Source organism: Rhizobium sp. BT-226 (assembly GCF_025847085.2).
Lineage (GTDB): Bacteria > Pseudomonadota > Alphaproteobacteria > Rhizobiales > Rhizobiaceae > Rhizobium > Rhizobium sophorae.
In genome coordinates, this window is record NZ_JAOYTI010000009.1 from 107,169 (window position 1) to 126,321 (window position 19,153).

Sequence of the window (19,153 nt, forward strand, 5' to 3'; positions counted from 1 at the left end):
CCAGTTACCTATTTCAGTCTTATCCGAAACGACGCAATCAAATTGTGGTCAGTCAGCCATTTCCTGATTTCCTCGGAATAGGCGGCAAGCGATGCACCATCGTTGGCGGAGTCGCGAATGAATTTGACGACGCTGGGTGAAATATCCTTTGCCGAGAGGTCGGACCAGGCCTTTGCCTGCTCTTCCACCAAAACCTCCAATCGGGCTATCGTTGATTTTGGATCCGCCGGGACTGTCTCGCCCAGTGCGTCGACTGCAGCACGGGATTGTCGGATTCTGGTAACGCCGGCGCGAAACTGCGGGATCGCGTAAAGAGCATCGAGCACATCAGAAGCGCCGAACTCCGCGCGTTTGCGAACATACGATTTCCAGCAGGCGGCGATCGTCCGCTCCGCAGTGGAGGTGACGGCGGACAAGCGATCGAGAAACTCATATTTGAGATTGAACGGCGGATCATTGATCGCAGACGGATTGGCAGTCATGGCGGCGCGAAGTTCCTTCGCTCGCTCCGCGAGGGTCACTCCGTCCGCCGGCACAAAGTCTACCGTGACGCCAGCATCGCGCATGTTTTTCAACGCCGCACGCGCGCGCGACAGCTTCTCGGAAACTGCTGTCAGTTGGTTGGCGCGGACCTGAAACTGAAGCGCTTCGTCTCCCGCCATTTTGAGTGTCTGGTACTCATTGATCTTGTCTGCAAGGACTGAGGCTCTTTCAAGCAGCATCGGAGGCCTCCTGCGAGAGATCGCCCATTACCCGCAAATCCGTTTCGATCGCATCCAGGGCACCGTGGATCGAGGTGATGCTTGATGCCAGAGCACTGTGCTTTACTTCGTGGCTTTGGCTGTTGGCGTCTACAGTCTGATCAATTGCATCCAGAAATGCCTTGGCAGCATTTGCCAGAGCGGTTCCGGATTCCACGCCGTTTCGCCGACCGCGGCCGAAATGGGTCAGCGCCGACAGGGCGTCCTCCTGTTTCGCAAGGCTGCGAGCCGCAGCCAATGAGTCATCGAATTGGACGCTGCGGATGCGATCAAGAGCGTCGTTTAACGGCTTGGCCGTGCTGTTCGATCCGACACCGGCATCGACCGCGGCAAGTAGGGCCTTCTCCAAGGCGGAAACAATTGTCGGCCGAGTTGCTCCCTCGCCAAACGCCTCATCCATTTCTCGGAGCCACTCCTGTCGATCACTTATTTCGGCAGTGGCAGCAGTCGGCAGGGTCTCCTGAATACTTCTGTAAAGGGCGGCTAGCTCAGAACGGTCCTCGCTCGGAGGAACGAGCGTCAGGCGCCATTTCGACTGCCTGATATTCCGGATAATAGGAACCACCCGGCTCGGAGCCAGCATGGCGCCCATCTGGCCGCCTTTCATGCTCGATATCTGAGCGCGCGCGATCTGAGCCAGGTTTGGGCGCCCATTGAGCAAGCTATCGTAAACGTCTCGCATCTGTTTCGACCGGCTCGCGCACTCCGGCTGCCAAGTGCTGAATGCGCCCTCAATGAATTCTGCTATGCTCGCTTCGGTCTTCAGCTTTCCGCCAATCGCGGCACCGACGCAAAGCAGTTCCACTGCGGCAGTCGCCTGATCCCAAGTGGGTGTCGGAGAGCAGAGCGCGAGCAGTTGCTCTTCGACGCTTCGTGCCCATACGTCGACGCAATCCAAAAACGCGGCCAGCATTCTGTCCCCGTTCTCAAAATCCCAGCTGAACTTATTCTTGTCGGCCCTAAGCAATCCTTGTAGTGCCGCACCTGTCATAGCGGGGCTTAACGACCCGGGTATTTCGAGTTTCACTCCGAGATCAGAACGAACCAGGCTGGCCTGCCTTGCAAAACTGATACTACCTCGCTGGAAAGGACGACTGTTCGTGGCGTTGACGAAAGCTGATTTTCCAAGACCGAGCATATCCCAGTCGATGGCGTCTGAGACTGCCGAAAAGATAAGGTTCCGAAGGGGGTTCAAGATCGATTGGTCAAGGACGCCACCCGTGCTCCAGTTTTGGACCAAGATCTCTTCCCGGCTAAGGGCGGGTTTCGTCGTCTCACTAGCCGGTGCAAAAGCTTCATGTTCCGGGACGGGCACATCGTCGCTTGCGTCGGAAATTTCCGGGACATCAAGAGCTTCTCGAAGACGAGCATCCAAGTTCTTGATCTCACCCGAACCGTCATACAGCTCGAGAAATGCCTTCCAACGGCCGGAAAACTGCGGATTTCTCGATTCGAGTTGTAATTCTGATGCCAGAGGCAGGAGTTTTACGCCGCCCAATTTTTCGAGCAACTGCAATGGTGGAAATGACCCAGTCTGGATGGAGTCACCATAATTATCCAGAACCTCGACCAGAAGGTCATTCTGCAAGACGCGCGGGTTGAGGCTCTCTGGCAGAGTTTTATCAACGCGCATCGCGGCATTCCATAGCGCACGAGGTGTGAAGGGATATAGGCCGTACCCATCAACTTCGCCGAAGATTACATGGCAATCACTTCGATGAGGACAGTTCGAGCAACGCGAAGGAGGGTTGTCCTCGCTGGTAGAGTCTTGAGACCATTGGTCTATTGCGGCCCGGCCAAGCCTGACAGCATTGAGATATCGAGATGCGAACTGGCTCAGTGACGCGGTCGTCACGACATGGCCCTCGGCCCGCCCGGCCGAGCGATCCATATCGACGATATGCGTGGTTCGCATATAGGCTGTCTCTGCGACACTTTCGAAAAAGCCGGTCGTCACGGCGATGGCAGAGCGCATCTTGCATAGGCGCTCGTCGCCATGAGAGGTGATAGATTGAAGAAGTGCCCGATCGATCCCTTGCAGACGCGCGAATTCCTCGACAAGAAGGACAAGTTCCCGGCCTTGTGACTTCAAATGCGCCCGCAAGCGGGTCATCAATTCCTCGACGCGATCACCCGAGAAACTCAGCGTTCGAGCGACAGCCTTATCGAGATTTCGGTTTATAATATCGACCGCCAACTGGGTATATGTTTCACTGTCCAGGGCAATGATCTGCATCGCGTCCTGAGCGAGTTTCGAGGCATTTGCGAAGTCCAGACCGCCCAAGGGAAGATCGCTTGTCTCGAAGCTTCTCCGTTTCTCGGGACGGTCTTGAGCGTTCGACGGTGCGAAAATATGGTCGACGATCTCTGAGATAACCGTGTCATCCCCAAGGAAATGGGTTACCCGCATATGAGGATCCTGGAACAGATGCGGTAAATGGGAGACGAGAAGTTGCTCGACCTCATCCGCACCAGGCGACACGACCTCCTCACGGATTACTTGAGCGAGGTCGTTCAAAAGTTGCTGTTTCTGGCCCGCACGGGTTTGAGTGCCATCGCCAGCCGACTGCAACGTGTCCAAAAAACTTCTCTGCTCACCGATCGGAAGTTCGTCGATGATCATCCTGACGATCGCGCGCAGGCTCGTTCCGGACTTCGGGACCAAAAGAACAAGACGGGACTTGTCCGATTTGATGTGGAGACGCATCCAATGGACGAGATGCGATTTTCCCGACCCCGTCTGGCCAAGGATAGCCGCCAGCGAATGCGGCCGCTCTTCACTAAGAAAATCGGCCAAAAACTGGCGTTGGCTCAACTCGTTCCAGGATGCTTCGGAGATATCCTGGAACCTCGTGCCGACGGGCGGCGTCACATTGAGATCCCAGTCGCTATGCACCGCTTTGAAAAGGTTGTCCGGCATGTGCTCAGCAAAGGGATTGATAACCTGGCGTACAGAACCCGGATCCCAGCAGAGGAAATTACGCATCATTTGCTCCCCCGCAGAGCGATGTGACTTACCCGGCCTTCGCGGGTTCCGAAATCGAGGATGCGCGCCGGCGCATCAGCGACGCTCTTCAGTCCCAACCGCTGTCGGTCCGCGAGACGTTGCAAGGCTATACTCGTCGTGACAGACAGCCGTGTCTCGAGGCCGCTCAGTGGTACCAGTCGCATCTCGTTGAAACGTTCCCGCACGCTGCCCTTTTCAAAAACTGGGTAGATGGCCGCCAACCGTGTCAGGAAGTTCTCGATGGGCAATTCGTCATCATCCGCAAATATCGCTGGGAGAGCCCCCTCGATTGCAGTAATGGGATTAGGTATGACCCGTCTTACGGCTCCGTTGCCCACGACCGTCGCAAAGCCCAGATATCTGGCCCAATAGAGCATATTTTGATAGTTCAGCCCGATCGTACACTCTGTCTTTCGAGCATGCTCTCCAATTATCATTTTGATCGCCAAGTTTGGATCGTCAGAAAAACCCATCGGCTTCAGAGGATTGGTGCTCAGCAACCAAGTAAGAGCCAACATGAACGCGCTTTGCTGAGCTTCCTCGGCTCGGATGGGGTCAAACAGCGTTCGAAGCATATACTCCCGAAAAAAAGCCTCGCTATCATCTCCTCTCTTGCCGCCGTTCCGGGCGTCCAAGGTCAACAGCAGTTTGTCGTCCATGTCTTCGACGAGGCCGAGCCTACGGGCCTCCTGCAGTGAATGGATGAAGAGTTTGGTTGCGGGTCCCTCACCGTCTTCGCCGGAGTTTTTTAAAGATGGAGGGGTGGCCCAAGCCTCAAGGCGCTCTCTAACCTCTCCGCTCTCGCTATCGAACAGCGATGAATATATCGCGTAAAGCCGGCTCGGAACCGCTTCAACGGTTGTGATGATGCTCACCGGGATACCCTCTCATTAAATTCTTCAAACGTCAGAACACGGCCGCCAAAAACATCGCGTAGACGTCTCCCGTCAGGAGCGAGTTGATTGAGTGGCGCAAGGATAATCCGAGGAGAGTCCGGGCGGGCGACGAGATTCTGTTCTTCCAGGATCTGATCACGTCCGACCATGACTATCTCAGGCCCTTTTGGCAGTCTCGATAGACCAAGCGCCGTTACTGCGCTGACAAAAAATGGCGCGGTCGCGGCAAACTTGAGGACACGATCCATTTCAAAAGGCTGCGCTCCAAGAAGCAACAATTTCGCAACGTTGGCCTGCTGCAAGCGTTGCAAGGATTCACCCAGTCGCCTTGATGCGGCTCGTGGCAAGCTATTCGGCTCGTAGGTGACCAGCAGTTTCAGATTTTTGTCGAAGAGCCTTTCCACCGAAGGATGAAGTGGATGAACCCATGGCCCAATCGGCTCACCTACAGGCTTCGTATGATGTTTTTTCCCGGGATCCGTGCGGCAAAGCCTGCAACGACTGCAACGGCGCGCCAATCGATCCGAGCCGTACAGGTCCTCGAGGGTTTCTGCCGGACAACGTTTATCCTCCAGAAACTCCCGCATTAAATCCAGGTTTCGCCTGCTCGCGGTCCAATCACCAAGACGGACTTTCTCGACCTTTTCGACCCACGCCTGGTTTTCAAGATGATGATCGTCGAGAACCTCAATCTCCAGCCAATCGCCCTCTTTTTCGATAGTTTGGTGGGGAGTCCCCAACAGTTTTATCAGGCCAGACCGCGCCATAAGCGCCAAGGTCCGCAGGTTCCAGTCCGTATTGGTCTCACCGACCATGTCTATGTCGCGCTCATCTGCGCCCGGGCGGCCGTCCACCCGCACTGCGAATCTTCCATTCGCAAGCGAAACCTTGCGAGCGAACATCGTAGACCAGCGCTGATGGCCTCGCTCGACGCTGATCACTTTTTTCGCGTTTATCCCGTCTGCGGTCGCATAGTCGTTCGCCGATGGGATGGCTATGGAGAGCGAGACCATGCCGTCGCGCCCACCTCGCCCTACTTCCTGATAGAACCTGTCAAGCGTCTCCGGCACGCAGGCGTGGATGATACTTCGTGCGTGAGCATAGTCGATGCCAAGACCGAACGCCGAGGTTCCAATAACAACATCAAGTGACCCATCGCGCCAACCAGAGACGATGCGTTCTCGATCGCCCCGATTTGTCTTCCCGTGGAGTTTCCGCACCCGGCGGAAGCCTTCCTCGACCAGTCGACGGTGCCAAAAATCCGCATCGGCAACCTCGGTGACGTATAGAACGGCTGGTCTTGGCGCGTGGTGCAGGGCTTCCAGGACGCGATCGACCCGCGTCGCTTCATCCGTTTCCGGCGCGATCCAGTAGTCGGGCTCGGGCCTGAGTTGAACCGCAGCAATACTCTCGAATTGGCCGTCGGTGCCAAAGAGCGTGCGAAGCGTTTCCAGTGAAGAGTCCGTCAGGGTCGCTGAGAGGAGCAAAGTTCTTAACTGCTGCTCTGGCGGAGCCTTACTGATAAGTTCGCGCCTGAGGCCACTCAGTTCCTGGAACTCGCTGCGGAATCCTGTTCCCCACTGGTCCACCAAATGGGCTTCATCAACCACCAATGCACGCAGAAAGCCTGCTTCAGCGGCACGCCTCAACGGAATGCGCAGGCGGTTACAGGCAGCCTCCGGGGATACAAAACATATTCCCTGGGAACCGTCGGCAATGCGATCTGCGATAATCGCGTTCTGGGCATCACTGCCGCCTTGAAAGGCAAGAGGACGCGTCAGGCCGCAGACATCAACGGCCTCCTGCTCATGGTTGACCCCCAATGCCACCGTGGGAACGATGACCAGCGTTACGCCCCTGGCATCGGAACTGGAGCCGACGAATCCTACTTTGTGCGCCAACTGGAAGATCATGCTCTTTCCCTCGCCGGTCGGGAGCGCGATCACCAGCGTGCCACCTGCTGGCGTCGAAAGAGCGGCGCGGACAGCTGCGCGCTGTCCGCGGCTGCGGTAGGAAGGGCGGTTGACAGACACCAGGAACGGGTCACCGTCCGTTCCCTCGGCGTTGAAGACACGTTCAACGGTTTCGGATGATGCAAGCGTGTCGACGCCTCTCCCGTCCACCTTCGGCAACCAATCCGGTTGCCAATCACGCGCGGTCACAAGAGTACCGCCGGGGGTCGAAGCGGCAAGCAGCCCAACCTTGTCCCATTTATTAAATGGGCCGAACCGTGGATGCGCGATGAGGAGGGTAGGCGACACTTCATAGGCGCGCCGCGCATATTCATGTATCAATGCCTGCCGCAGAAGAACGACAAGATCAAGCACGCTCGCGGCCTGGGTCGCATCACAGAGTGCCGCGCGAAGCCTTTCAACGGCAGGAGACTGCCCGCGCCAAGTTCCGGAAACTTCTTTACCGGAAAGCAGGTGTGACAGCGCCTCAAATTCGTGGTGACCCTGTAATCTATCCATTGGGAGCGTGCTTTGGCGCATGTGGCGCGAGGATGATGGAACCCATCGCGTCCAGTCTGATCGAAGGTTGGCTTATGATCCGAAGGATTGACCTGATCATCTCGATGTCGATCTGAGCCGACGTTTCACTGACTGAATGTCCTTGCAACATCCGCCGTTCGTGACGCTCGAGATCCGCCTCCGCCAAAGCGGCTCCGGACGAGATCGCTGAGACGATGTCACTCCTCGACGCGAGGGCTCCGCGCGCTTTGTCACGGACAGATAGGCAAATCCCTTGAAAAGCAGACGGATCGATAATCTCGGCAAGCAACTGCGGCCGGCTACCAAGATTAATGTCCCTCGCCCTGCCGCCTGTCGGCGTGTCGACGTACGGCCGGCTTAAGATGGAAACAAGTTCGGGGTCTGTGACTTCAACGCCGTTGAGATCGATATAAACGGTATGGGCCGTGGGCGCGAGGTATCGCTGGGCACGACGCCACAAAGCCAGTTCGGCTCGCGAGGGAGCCAGAAAATCGGAGAATTCGACTTTCGGCTCGACGACGAAACACAATTTGAAGCCGATCCAGATGTCGTTTGTCCAGTTCGGGACAACGCGATAGGTGGCAAACGCCGTTCCTCTGTCATCCCACCTTGTGAACCTCTCAAGACTGTCCAGCAATGGCATGCCTGGACGCAGCAGACCAGCACCATGCCGGTTGGTCACGACGCGTCTTTTCCACGTAAGCGGTTTTACACCGTCAATATGCAGTTCTGACTGCCACGGAATGCGCGGGATCAGTGTGTGACCGGTCGCAACCAGTTTGAAGGGTTCTTCTTCCGGCCAAGCAAACGGCTGCTTCTTGATCTGAAGAGTGTCGACCAGCCAGCGATCGACATCGCGCTCGAGCGCCTCTTCGTCCTCCTCTGCATCCTCAAGGGTCTGGATGAAGGTCTCGACGCGTTCCTCCGCGAGGGTGATCCGATCGAGCGCGTATTGCTCATCCTGCGATTTTCGTTCGTCGGCAATCTGTATCCGGATGTCGCTCCCCAAGGCTTTCAAGGCGTCGGGGCCTTCATAGAGGAGCGTCTGGAAGGCCTTCAACTCAAGGCGTTCCAAGAGAAATTGGATGTCACTGGTTGACCGGTTAAAGGCCATGAAACCGTTGGCTACCAAATCAAACCAGGCTCTCCAAGGACTATTATCGTCCTCGGAGGGAAGCAGGAGGCGGTGACGGATCGAATTCTTGCGCCGACCGAACCGGTCAAGACGACCTATTCTTTGTTCGATCCTCGCAACCGATAGCGGAAGATCGAGATGCGCTATCGCATCGGCGAAACTTAAATTCAGTCCCTCTTCGCCTGAGCGATCCGTTATCAGGATCGCAGTTTTTCCACGTGCCTTGAAGTCCGATGCTGTCTTGTCCGCGTCGGAGGAATTCTTGGTCAGCAAATAAGCTGCCGTGCCATCGCCATCTGACTGAAAAGCCTGATGGAAATCGGTAGCAACCTGCTCACAGGAGGCAAAGACCACGACCTTGGGTGACTGCGTGTCGGATTTGATGGCCTTAATCAAGCGGATCGTGCTTTCGACCATCGTCTCAATGCGCAGCCGATCGTGCCGCTTTCTGGCGATCTCACGAAGAGCAGCGAGGATATCGGCCTCGCTCTCGAAGGTCGGCCTGGCTTCTTTTAGCCAGACATTCAGGGCGTCCGCCCCCTCGCTGACGGCACCGAGCAACTCGCGATATCGAAGGGCCGTACCTTCCTTCGCCTCTTCATCACCCAAGGAGGCTTCCGCTGCAGCGTAGCGCCAATCCTCGAGGACGGTGAGCAGCCCATCTGTGCTATCGTCGGGGTCATCTTCGATTTTCACATGCGCCAGCATCGGTTCGCCGCTGACCAACGCACCACGCGCAACAAACTCCCAGCCAGCCGCATCAACGCGTCGCGACCGGATCAGGCGTTGATGGATGCGGTAGCTGTTCGCAATATGGTCCTTCAATACCGTGCAAAGGCGGGCCAGATCGATGGAAGGATCCTTTGTGCCCTCTATCAGGCGTGGCGCAATCTCCTGCACAATGCTATCCGACGGGAACAGCCGCAAGAGTTCAGCGCCTCGCTGCCGAAGGACGATACCCGGTACGTCCGGCGAGAGGCTCAAGAGCAATCGGCCGATATCTCTGCGTTGTTCGAGCTTTGCTCGAAATCCGGCCAAATCCCCAATCGGATGACTGACGGGATCCAGTAGATTCAGGAGTGCCAGGAACTTCGCTTCGTCGCCCAAGGCCGGCGTAGCCGAAAGCAGCAGTAAAACCGGAACATCGCGACTGAGCGTCCGCAAGCGCTCGGCGGCAGGCAATAGTGACCCCGCGTCAATTCCAACGAGGTGATGGGCTTCATCGACGACCAGAATGTCTGGAGTTTCAGACGCTTTTGCTAGATCCGCATGGCCGCAGCATTCAAACCCGTTCGGAAATTGGTCTAGCCTAATTTTTTCAACTAACTCGCCGTGCCACTGCGTTACGAGATGTTCGGGAGCCGAGATCAGGACACGTGTATCTGGATTATCAATGAGATGCTGGCGAATGATAAGGCCGGCTTCGATTGTCTTGCCCAATCCTACCTCGTCTGCGAGGAGGTAACGTTGAACTGGATCACTTAGCACGCGTTTCACAGCGGCAATCTGATGGGCGACGTAATCGACGCTTGCAGATGTTACCGACGTGAGGCCCTGTGCAGCACTTCTCAGTTTGAGCAAGGCGACCATCGCGTCCTGGCGGCGGTCATGAAGGTACTGCGTTTCCGATGCGCCGATAGCAAGCATTTCGGCCGGATCTTCGGGTGCGTTCCAAGGCCGAACTTGTAAAACGTGCTCGCCGAAATCCTCCACTTTCCCGTTGGGGAATCGAATTTCGTAGGTGATTAGGCCATTTTCTTCTTGAAAATACCCGACGACCCTTCCGACTTGCGTTCGTTTGCGATCCCGTATGTAAACACGCGTCTGTGGGCTCAAAAAGCCGCGCTGCAGTTGGCTGACCTCCAACTCCAGCGTTTCCACGTTTCGTATCGAACGGAAAATCGAGACCGTGCATTGAAGACCAGATAGGGCTTCAAGCTTTCCAAGGCCCTTGCGACCCGGCAATTCGACAAACATGCCCGGAATCAGCATGCCCGGGACCCATTGATTTTAGACAGACCCGTTAAAAATCGTTTCCCCGCTATTACCCACAGAGCATGCACTTATCGCCCACCTCGAAAACCGCCGAACCGCCCCGATTCGACAATGCCTGAGTGTGCCATAGAACTTCAATACAGGTTAAGGTTAGATTGCCCCTTCAGATTTTTTATTCAAGGTCAAGCAGTTGCGAGTGTAAAGGGCTTCACGCCGGTGTCAGCCCGATCTTCGTATCGCGATTGCGAAGCCAGTAGAGTGCGGGAATGACTGCAATCACCATAATCAGCTTCCCTATGACCTGGCCGGCCAAAAAATCCAGCGTCCCGAAAGCCAGCCACAGGAAAACGATACTGTCGACGACGAGACCCGCGACACTGCTGGATATCGCCGCAACAATAAGGCCGCGCTTTTGGAGCGGCGTATAGACGACAAGATCCACGATTTCCGATGTCAAAAAAGCCACTGCGGAAGCAAGCGCCAGGGAAGGCGCGGTAAACGTCGTCGAGACGCCGGCCCCGGCAATGATGGCAACGAAAGCCCAACCAAGACCCAGGCGCCGTTGGACGAGGTCGCGTAGGACCAACGCTAGTCCTACCAAAAGCACACCACTCGGCGCTGTCAGGCCTGGAGCCACTGGAATAACGCAGGGGCCGTTCGGCACGCAGAATGTTCCGACGTTTCCGATCATGAAATTGGCAAGAGGTATACAAGCCGCGAACGCGGCCAAGAACAGGATTCCCTCTATCCGTCTCATTTTATCGATTTTGGTCATCGTGTAACCGCCTCTTCAGCAACGAATCGTCGAAAGCCTTTTCCCCGAAGATCACAGGCGGGGCACGTGCCACAGCCATAGCCCCAATCATGACGCTCGCCACGCTCGCCGAGATAGCAGGTGTGACTATCTTCGACGATCAACTCGACGAGGCCTTCACCACCCGATGCTTTCGCGAGCCTCCACGTCTCAGCCTTGTCGATCCACATCAGCGGCGTTTCCAAAACGAAGCGGCGCTCCATCCCAAGATTCAATGCGACTTGGAGCGCTTTGACGGTGTCATCCCTGCAGTCCGGGTAGCCGGAAAAGTCGGTTTCGCACATCCCCCCGACGATGTGTTTCAGACCGCGCCGGTAGGCGAGGGCCGCAGCAAACGTAAGGAAGATCAAATTGCGACCGGGAACGAAGGTGTTTGGGAGGCCGCCTTCCTCCATCTCTATCTTGATGTCGCTGGTCAGAGCTGTGTTCGAGATCTCGCCGAGTGCCGCAAGCGAGATTGTGTGATCGTCACCTAGTCGGTCGGCCCATTCCGGCTTCAAAGCCTTCAAGCCATCCCGCAACGTGGAACGGCAATCAAGCTCTATTCGGTGACGTTGACCATAGTCGAACCCGACGGTCTCGACCTTTTCGTACCGGTCGAGAGCCCAGGCGAGGCAGGTGGTCGAGTCCTGCCCGCCAGAAAATAGTACGAGAGCGGCCTGTGTCATTTTCCTACCGATCATTTTCCGTCGTATTCAGCCCAGCACAGCGGAGTCTCAAAGACTTTCACTAGGCATAGTTCGTTGAGGACCGGTTTTGTCCGGTCCCAGATCCAGACCGCGATGTTTTCCGCCGTCGGATTTTCTAGGCCGGCAACGTCGTTCAAGGTGTGATGATCCAGTTGCTCAAGGAGCGGACCGAAAGCCTTCTCGAGATCAAAGAAGTCGATGACGAAGCCCGTCGTAGGATCGACAGGGCCATCCAATTGCAGTTCGACCCTATAGGAATGGCCGTGCATTCGATGGCATTTGTGCGTGGTCGGAACATTCGGAAGCCGATGCGCGGCTTCGAATGTGAAGGTTTGCGTGATTTTCATGGGATCCCAATCAGCTTGTGGGTTTGCAGACTAAGCCGCCACGGGGGATGCTCAAGGCAATACGCTGCGACGGCTGCGGTGTTCTCAGCGCGGGAGGGCCCATCCATGGGCTGAAGCCAGTGATGGGTGAATTCGAGATCCACAAGGACGGATGGGTCGAGGTCCACTTGGGGGTAGACGAGCTTAAGTTCACTTCCGCGGGTGACAACCAGCTCTGATCCCGCTTTCGGACTGACGCAAATCCAATCGAGGTGGTCGGGCACGGCGATCGTTCCGTTCGTTTCTACCGCAATCTCGAAGCCAAGTGAGTGGACGGCGCTGATCAGACTATCATCCAGTTGCAACAGCGGTTCACCACCCGTAAAGACGACAAACCGTCGATCTGGTCTGTCGCCCCACGTTTGCGCAATGGCTGTTGCCAGGTCAGTCGCGGTTTGAAATTTCCCGCCGCCTTCACCATCGATCCCAATGAAATCCGTATCGCAAAACTTGCAAATCGCACTGTGGCGGTCCTGCTCGCGGCCGGACCACAAATTGCAGCCGGCGAAACGGCAGAAAACTGCGGCGCGGCCGGCCTGCGCGCCTTCTCCTTGCAAGGTTTTGAAAAGCTCTTTTACCGCATAGGTCATTGAGCCCTCGCGCTTAGGACCGAAACTTCCAGGTCAAGTGCTTCGGTCGCAGCCGCCCGACGCGCTTTGACGTCATTCCTCACAATTGTATTCAGGTATTGTGCCAAACTGACAATGTCGCGATTGACGTTTTGCACCGATTTCCAATGCCGCTGGTCGCCATTGCCAAAGTCCCACTGTCCAGATGTCCATGCGGTACGGCCGACGAGGCACGCCAAGCCCTTGGCGAAATCTTGCCATGACCGGGCCCCATCGAGGAGCGCCAGGATTTCCATGACGTATCCCAAGGCCATGATGCCTGCGCCATGGACCAAGCGTGAGGTTTTCGGAGTGTGATCGCGCCACTCGTCCCGAAACACGTATTGAACGGCCCGATAGAATTCACTCACCAAATCAAAGCACAATTCTGTGCCGTTCGGCTCTTTGATCATCTCGCGCATGATGCCATCGCTGACCGAATTGATGATCACGCGTTGAATGGCGGTGTCTCGGATAATACCCGTCGGGTTGGTGTGCTGATAGATATACCCTTTCAGCGATGACTGCTGGTCGAAATTAAGCTTTGCGGCCAATTCCGCAGCAAGAGAGCGATCGCCAAGCCTGCGCGGCAAACCCCGCACAGTTGGCAACAGTTCGTAGATCAGAGATTTGGGAAGTGGTCGTGTGTTGTTGATGAGGACGAACTGCCGGCGCAATTCGGCTTCATCCGCACAGATCACGGCCGAGACGAATACCTGAAAATCCTTATCATGGACCTGGGAGAGGGCCGTCAGGCGTTGTTGTCCATCGACGACGAGTCCTGGCGCGCCGCGTTCAAGGTCAATCTCCACGGTGCACCGTCCGTCAGCATCGACAGGTCCAACCTCGACGCGGTCGGTAAATGCGACCACGATAGGATTGGGAAGGATGGCTTCCGGCTTTTCCAGATAGTCCCGGATTTCCCTGATGTGACCAGCAATCTGAGGACGCTGAAAACCACTCAGCGCTCCAGCTTCGTTGCGGGCAACACGCTCGATGGTGGCGAACTGCTGAAGTTCAGATGCAAGAGCGACAAACGATAGAACCGTGTGGGTCTGGCTTTGCTTTGCTTGTATCGCCTGGAATGTCAGCTTCGTCATGTAATTCACTTCTAGATGGGAGTTTGTTTACGAGCGATTTGTAGACGCCCAGGTTATGAATTCCGCGACGCTTGTTGCGGTTACTCGCCCTGAAAATCAGGACCTCAATCGAAAGTGCTTTGCAGATCGGGCAGGAACATGCCTTCCAGGGCCGATCTTCCAGCGTTCGCCTATAGCGCGCCCGAAGTTCTTCGACAGCCCGCGTTCCAGGCAGATCGGCAAGGGGCGCGCCCATCAACGCTGGCGTAGCGTAGGTTAGAACAGCCTCAAGTGTATCGTCGATCGACGCTTCGTTGCGGTCATAGGCACGCAGCGCATCTAAGGCGCTACGTTCCATCTTGACCAATTCTTCCTGGTTCAGCGCGCCGCGCTTCGCAAGCCGTTGAAGCTTCGGATTTTCCAGCGCCTGAGGTACGCGAATTGCCGTGTAATAGTTTAGTTTTCCCGCAGAATTCGGCAGGTAATAATTCGCCTTGGCATCTTTGAAAGCACGAATAAGCGGCGAGGTCGTGTCGAAACTCGTGATGTTGAAAGGTTCGAAGGTTTCAATTTCGTCGGCCTTCGCAAATCCAAGGATGTGGATCCTAGTGCTTTGCGGGACTGCCTCCCTGATCTCGCGAAGGCAGGCCTTGATCTGCGAGGCTTTGAGAGGAACGGTGCCCCCAAGAGCGAGATAGTCGTAGCCCATAGCTACAAGGCGGCGGGCGGCCTCCGCCATGCTTCCCGGCGACCATCCCTGGATAACCCCAAGTGGCGTGAACCGGCCAGACATGTGGCGGGTGGAGACTTTGAACTCGGCGGCGTTTTCGAGAGTGATGTCGAACCGGCGGCGCGCATCTTCGGTTCCGCTCTCAAAACCCGTCAGGTCTTCATCGAAGTCGAAAATGATATGGTCGACGGAGCAGCCATGGGTGAAGCGGCCGTCATCGTAGAACTCGGCGGTATCTTCCGGCGTGTACGGCGGTCGCTCTTCCTTGTGATACGTGAACGCCCCGCAGTCTCCAAAGATTGGAAGGTGGCTAAACGGTGGCTTATCCAAACGAAGGAAACTCCGGGCGCCGTCGCGACGAAAGCGCATGGCCTGAGCCTCTGTGTATTTGCCGCCAACTGCCGTGCCCCCGACAATCCCGCGCGAAACAAGCATGCCATCGTAAGGCGCATAACCCATGATCTCATGAGGATAGACGTCATCCCAATATGGCTGGCGATTTTCAGAGTACCTGTCGCGGAGGAAATCGTATCCTGGATCGACATGGTCAAGGCTATCGGCAAAAATGAACTTCATCGTGATGCCTTCGAGAGCTTGCGATCAAGTTGAATGAGATACTGCGACAGCCTGTCGATGTGTTGCGAGGTGCCCTGAAGGTCGTTCCATTTCCATCCGAGATCGTCCCACTTGCCTGCGGTCCAGCAGCAATATTGCTTCAAACGACCGAGAGATTGGCGAATGTCTCCTTCAACATCCGTGCTGCTTTCAGCACGCAACATGACAGGATCCATGAGCGCGCCCATCGCCCGGATACCAGCCATATGCATCAGCCTGCTTTTTTCCGGTGCCTTTCCCCAAGCCTCAGGGAAGGTATCTTTCACGGCGGTCCAGTACTTCACCAACATGTTGAACATCTCGTCGGCGTCAGACGTGCCATCCGTATTCACATATTGGCTTAGCGCACTGGTATGGAGTTTCAGATTTGCTTTGATCGCGGCGATAAGAGCAGAATCTACGATCACCGCGTTGGAAGTTTTCTTGTCAGACTTTCTTTTAATGAGTCTGTAGAAGGGAGAATCCTTGTGCGTGTTGAGCAAATTGCAAAGTTCGCTTGGCAATTTGTTTTCAGCCAAATCCTTCGGCAAAAGCGTGCTGACTTCCGGAAGCAGTTCATCAATCAGGCGGGTGTCCAGCGCTTTCACTTTGTTCACCAAAATGAACTGCTGGCGCTGAACCTCGATATCATGGGAAACAAACGCAATGACCGGAACAGGTATGTCTTTGTTTTGCGTCCGAGAAAGCGCTAGCGATCGCTGCTGGCCATCTACGATCCACGCAGCCTTGCCGCCGGCTGCCGGAACCGGAATACGCAAGGTGCCAGAGGTTACGATTTCCACCGCTTCGGAGGGCTTGGAGCCTCGCGCCGCCGTAAACGTCACGGCTTTTGAGAGGGCAAGAATGATCGCATTTGGAAATAGAACAGGGCCACTATCCAGAAATTCGACTATGGAATTGACGTGGCTGCGGATTTCCTGCCGTTGGAACCCTTTCAACTCATTCTCGTCGCGCTGAATCCGACTAATCTCAGCGATTTTCATCACTTCGGATCCCGGAAGAAAAAACGCATACACATCGGTTTCGACACCCTGCTGGGTTTTTACCGCCCGTACCGCGATGTGATCATGTGCACTCATCGGCCTGCTACCTCGTTCCGCACAATCGCGGCCAGACGAGCGAAGCGTCCTTGCTCGCAGGCGATATTCATTTCATCTCGGAACATCCGCAACAGTCTGGAAGAACTGCCTTTGGCCACGTTCCAATTGTCTCGCAGTAATTGCAGCGCTTCTTGATCGTCAATACGCCTGCCGGCTTTTCGCGTGGGAAACCGCCATTCACTTTGGCTGGAGCGAACCAACTCAGCATGGTCGGCTATGCTTCCCTGCGGGTGGTCGACCAGAACGTTGGTGACGAAGTGCCTCAGCGCGCGTGAAGCATAGTCACCCATGGTTCCTGGAATAGGGCTGTCGGGCCCATCTAAACGTTGGTCGTAAGGTAGCAGGAAAGGTATCAAGGCAGGGGCAACATCCATTTGGGTCGACGCCGTCATTACCCGCAATCGACCTGTGCTGGCGATCGACAAGGAGGTGATAAGCGGCGTCAGCATGCTGAGGTAGGCGTGAGGCAGCGCGACCAGCAGCAGCGACTGAGGATTGCGTTGCAGTGAATCGGCCAACTCCTCGGCCTGGCGATCCGAGGATACCTGCATCCACCAATCGCAGGCGCTCGTCCCCGGCGGAAGTTTTTTGAAAATGGAATCTGCTGAACCCGGTGAGACGGTGAGGTTGTAGCTTGGAATCTGTCTATCTGCCGGCACTAACCCGAGGCCTGCCGACGCAATCGTCACTCTCGCTCCGATCGCGCTGGATGCCAATTTGGCCTCCAGCATACTTCTCCCAGCATACAGATCGGAAGCCAAGGCTTTTGGTTCGGCACGCCGCAAGCGTCCTCGCCAATCTTCTCCCACCGAATGCGTCGTCCCCACGGTCAGTGCCCTTGCATGGAGCAATTCATCTGGGGAAAAGCGCTTGCGCATCGTGCACGCGGTGAGGATTACGGTCATGCTGAAATCGCGCCGAGATAACTGTGAAAATGTTGTTAGATCATCAGTAACTGTAATCTAGGAAAGCCGCAAACGAAAAACTGCAGTCAGAAAAACAGAGCCAAAAAAACTGCACCCAACTACCATAAAGGCCCCAAATTGGGGGTCAGCAAATGGCATATCGCCTGCACCGTTTCAAAAAAATTGCGTGGACTGAGTCACTTAGCCGAGCGGACCTAGTGGCCTGATTCATTTCATCATTTCCTTGCTCGCTCTTTAGCTGAACCTAAAAAACCTGATTCACGGCAGCTTGACTCTTCGTTGCGCGAGGAACAAAAGGGGAACGTCAACATTTTTGGGGACATGAAGTCCTGTTTAACGCGAGCCGAGGAGGTCCGTGAACGATGGCGCGTGCCCACAATTCTCGGGTGATCGAGGAACTTCGACATCGTATTTCGCACCTCCAGGAGGGTACGTCTCGGAACGCCGCCGTGCTGCCATTCGGCATCAGCGAGATAGATGATCGATTGCCGGGTGGAGGTCTTTCTTATGGCGCTCTTCACGAGATCGCCGGAGGTGGCGCTGGTACGGTGGATGGCGCGGCGGCAGCCTTGTTCGCCGCCGGGATCGCGGCGCGCTCGAAGGGCAAGGTCCTCTGGTGCCTCACAAGGCCCGACCTTTTCTTCCCTGCGATCGCACAAGCCGGTCTCCATCCCGATCGCGTCGTCTTCTGCGAGGGTGACAAGGAGGAGGATGTTCTCGCGTCCATGGAAGAAGGGCTCTCCTTCGGCGGATTGGCTGCAGTCGTGGGCGAACTGGTGCGCCTGCCGATGACGGCATCCCGACGACTTCAGTTGGCCGCCGAGAAGACCGAGACAATTGGGTTGGTGGTCCGTAGGTGGCGACGACAGACCGAGGCCTCCGACTATGGCAACCCAACGGCCTCCACGACCCGCTGGCGGGTGAGCGTGTTGCCCTCCGAGGAGTTGCCGGTCGCGGGCGTCGGGCGGGCGCGGTGGCTGGCGGAATTAATGCGCGTGAAAGCAGGCGAGTGTGCTGAGTTCGAAATAGGAGCCTGTGATGCCAAGGGTCGTGTGTGTCTATTTCCCGTATCTGCCAACAGACCGGATACGTCGGCATGGAGAGGGAACCGTGCCAGCTGACCAGCCTCTCGTCGTCATTTCGACGTCGGGCTCGAAACGCTGGGTCTCGGCTGCCGACACGGCAGCGCGAAAGCTCGGCCTCAAGGTCGGCATGCCCGCTAGTAAAGCCCAGGCCGTCGTCGCCAATCTGACGATGATCAACGCCATCGATCCCACCGTCGGTGATCGGCATCGATGACTGGGCCTGGCGGCGCAATCATCGCTATGGCACGATCGTATGTGACCTGGAGCGTCGGCGACCGATCCGTCTACTACCGGACCGTGAGCCAGCGACGGCAGAGGCCTGGTTGCGGGGAAATCCCCAATCCAGATTATTGCTCGTGACCGCGGCGGCGCTTACGGGCTGGCGGCGGCAAAGGCGTTGCCCGATGCAGTACAGGTCGCTGATCGATGGCATCTGATGGAAAATGCCAGCCGTGCGTTCCTGGACGCTGTCCGCAAATCGATGCGGCAAATCCGCAAGACACTCGGTGCAACGCGCGTCAAAACGAGCTCGCGCCGGGGATCGATCGCGCTCGCGAAAGTCTGGTTGCCTCCTTTGCCAATGGCGTTGCGAAAGACATACAGGCAGTCAGAGCAGCGATCGTCTCACCGTGGTCGAACGGACAAACTGAGGGGCAGATCACCAAGCTCAAGCTGGTGAAGCGCCAGATGTACGGTCGCGGAAAGCTTGATCTGCTTCAAGCCCGCCTGATCGGCGCGACGTGAGGGAATTGCACCAAATCTGCGTCAGAGCCAAAATTCGATGCCGATAAGGGGTGAATTTTGGATGCTGATTGACAGCCGGCCTGTCTTTCAA

General features: G+C 56.3%; 14 protein-coding genes and 2 pseudogenes. 3 read left to right on the forward strand and 13 right to left on the reverse strand.

What is annotated here, in order from left to right:
- Positions 1–8: 8 nt before the first annotated feature.
- The 13 genes from OIU37_RS34025 to OIU37_RS34085 form a co-directional block, all read right to left on the reverse strand.
- Complete coding sequence (locus OIU37_RS34025; protein WP_264260072.1) at positions 9–722, reverse strand: hypothetical protein; 714 nt, start codon at positions 720–722, stop codon at positions 9–11.
- The gene (gene dpdH / locus OIU37_RS34030) at positions 712–3,747 is read right to left on the reverse strand and encodes a protein DpdH (protein WP_264260073.1); all 3,036 of its coding nucleotides are present in this window, start codon (positions 3,745–3,747) and stop codon (positions 712–714) included. Before dpdH ends, OIU37_RS34025 begins: the two co-directional genes overlap by 11 nt.
- A complete protein-coding gene (gene dpdG / locus OIU37_RS34035; RefSeq protein ID WP_264260074.1) occupies positions 3,747–4,643 on the reverse strand; it encodes a protein DpdG in 897 nt (298 codons plus the stop codon). Before dpdG ends, dpdH begins: the two co-directional genes overlap by 1 nt.
- Positions 4,640–7,135: a protein DpdF gene (dpdF, locus tag OIU37_RS34040; RefSeq protein ID WP_264260075.1), complete on the reverse strand. Its 2,496-nt coding sequence runs from the start codon at positions 7,133–7,135 to the stop codon at positions 4,640–4,642. The genes dpdG and dpdF overlap by 4 nt, the downstream gene beginning before the upstream one ends.
- A complete protein-coding gene (dpdE, locus tag OIU37_RS34045) occupies positions 7,128–10,283 on the reverse strand; it encodes a protein DpdE (RefSeq protein WP_264260076.1) in 3,156 nt (1,051 codons plus the stop codon). Before dpdE ends, dpdF begins: the two co-directional genes overlap by 8 nt.
- Positions 10,284–10,494: 211 nt before the next feature.
- A complete protein-coding gene (locus OIU37_RS34050; RefSeq protein WP_264260077.1) occupies positions 10,495–11,061 on the reverse strand; it encodes a VUT family protein in 567 nt (188 codons plus the stop codon).
- Positions 11,058–11,768 (reverse strand): 7-cyano-7-deazaguanine synthase QueC, encoded by a 711-nt coding sequence (queC, locus tag OIU37_RS34055; protein ID WP_264260078.1) that lies wholly within the window; start codon positions 11,766–11,768, stop codon positions 11,058–11,060. Before queC ends, OIU37_RS34050 begins: the two co-directional genes overlap by 4 nt.
- 11 nt (positions 11,769–11,779) lie before the next feature.
- Entirely contained in the window at positions 11,780–12,136 is a 357-nt protein-coding gene (gene queD, locus OIU37_RS34060; protein WP_264260079.1) for a 6-carboxytetrahydropterin synthase QueD, read from the reverse strand.
- Positions 12,133–12,765: a 7-carboxy-7-deazaguanine synthase gene (queE, locus tag OIU37_RS34065; protein ID WP_264260080.1), complete on the reverse strand. Its 633-nt coding sequence runs from the start codon at positions 12,763–12,765 to the stop codon at positions 12,133–12,135. Before queE ends, queD begins: the two co-directional genes overlap by 4 nt.
- Positions 12,762–13,883: a DGQHR domain-containing protein DpdB gene (gene dbpB / locus OIU37_RS34070; RefSeq protein ID WP_264260081.1), complete on the reverse strand. Its 1,122-nt coding sequence runs from the start codon at positions 13,881–13,883 to the stop codon at positions 12,762–12,764. The genes queE and dbpB (OIU37_RS34070) overlap by 4 nt, the downstream gene beginning before the upstream one ends.
- Positions 13,801–15,168: a tRNA-guanine transglycosylase DpdA gene (gene dpdA, locus OIU37_RS34075; protein ID WP_264260082.1), complete on the reverse strand. Its 1,368-nt coding sequence runs from the start codon at positions 15,166–15,168 to the stop codon at positions 13,801–13,803. The genes dbpB (OIU37_RS34070) and dpdA overlap by 83 nt, the downstream gene beginning before the upstream one ends.
- A complete protein-coding gene (dbpB, locus tag OIU37_RS34080) occupies positions 15,165–16,286 on the reverse strand; it encodes a DGQHR domain-containing protein DpdB (protein ID WP_264260083.1) in 1,122 nt (373 codons plus the stop codon). Before dbpB (OIU37_RS34080) ends, dpdA begins: the two co-directional genes overlap by 4 nt.
- Positions 16,283–17,212, reverse strand: coding sequence for a hypothetical protein (locus OIU37_RS34085; RefSeq protein ID WP_264260084.1), 930 nt, complete (start codon positions 17,210–17,212; stop codon positions 16,283–16,285). Before OIU37_RS34085 ends, dbpB (OIU37_RS34080) begins: the two co-directional genes overlap by 4 nt.
- Positions 17,213–17,595: 383 nt before the next feature.
- Between OIU37_RS34085 and OIU37_RS34090 the strand changes: the two genes are divergently transcribed.
- From OIU37_RS34090 to OIU37_RS34100, 3 genes and pseudogenes are all read left to right on the forward strand, one after another.
- On the forward strand, positions 17,596–18,354 hold the full coding sequence (locus OIU37_RS34090) for an ImuA family protein (protein WP_264260085.1): 759 nt from the start codon (positions 17,596–17,598) through the stop codon (positions 18,352–18,354).
- A pseudogene (locus OIU37_RS34095) lies at positions 18,272–18,508 on the forward strand (DNA polymerase Y family protein); the annotation flags it as partial. The gene OIU37_RS34090 and the pseudogene OIU37_RS34095, both read left to right, overlap by 83 nt.
- A pseudogene (locus OIU37_RS34100) lies at positions 18,492–19,062 on the forward strand (transposase); the annotation flags it as partial. The pseudogenes OIU37_RS34095 and OIU37_RS34100, both read left to right, overlap by 17 nt.
- Between the last annotated feature and the right edge of the window lie 91 nt (positions 19,063–19,153).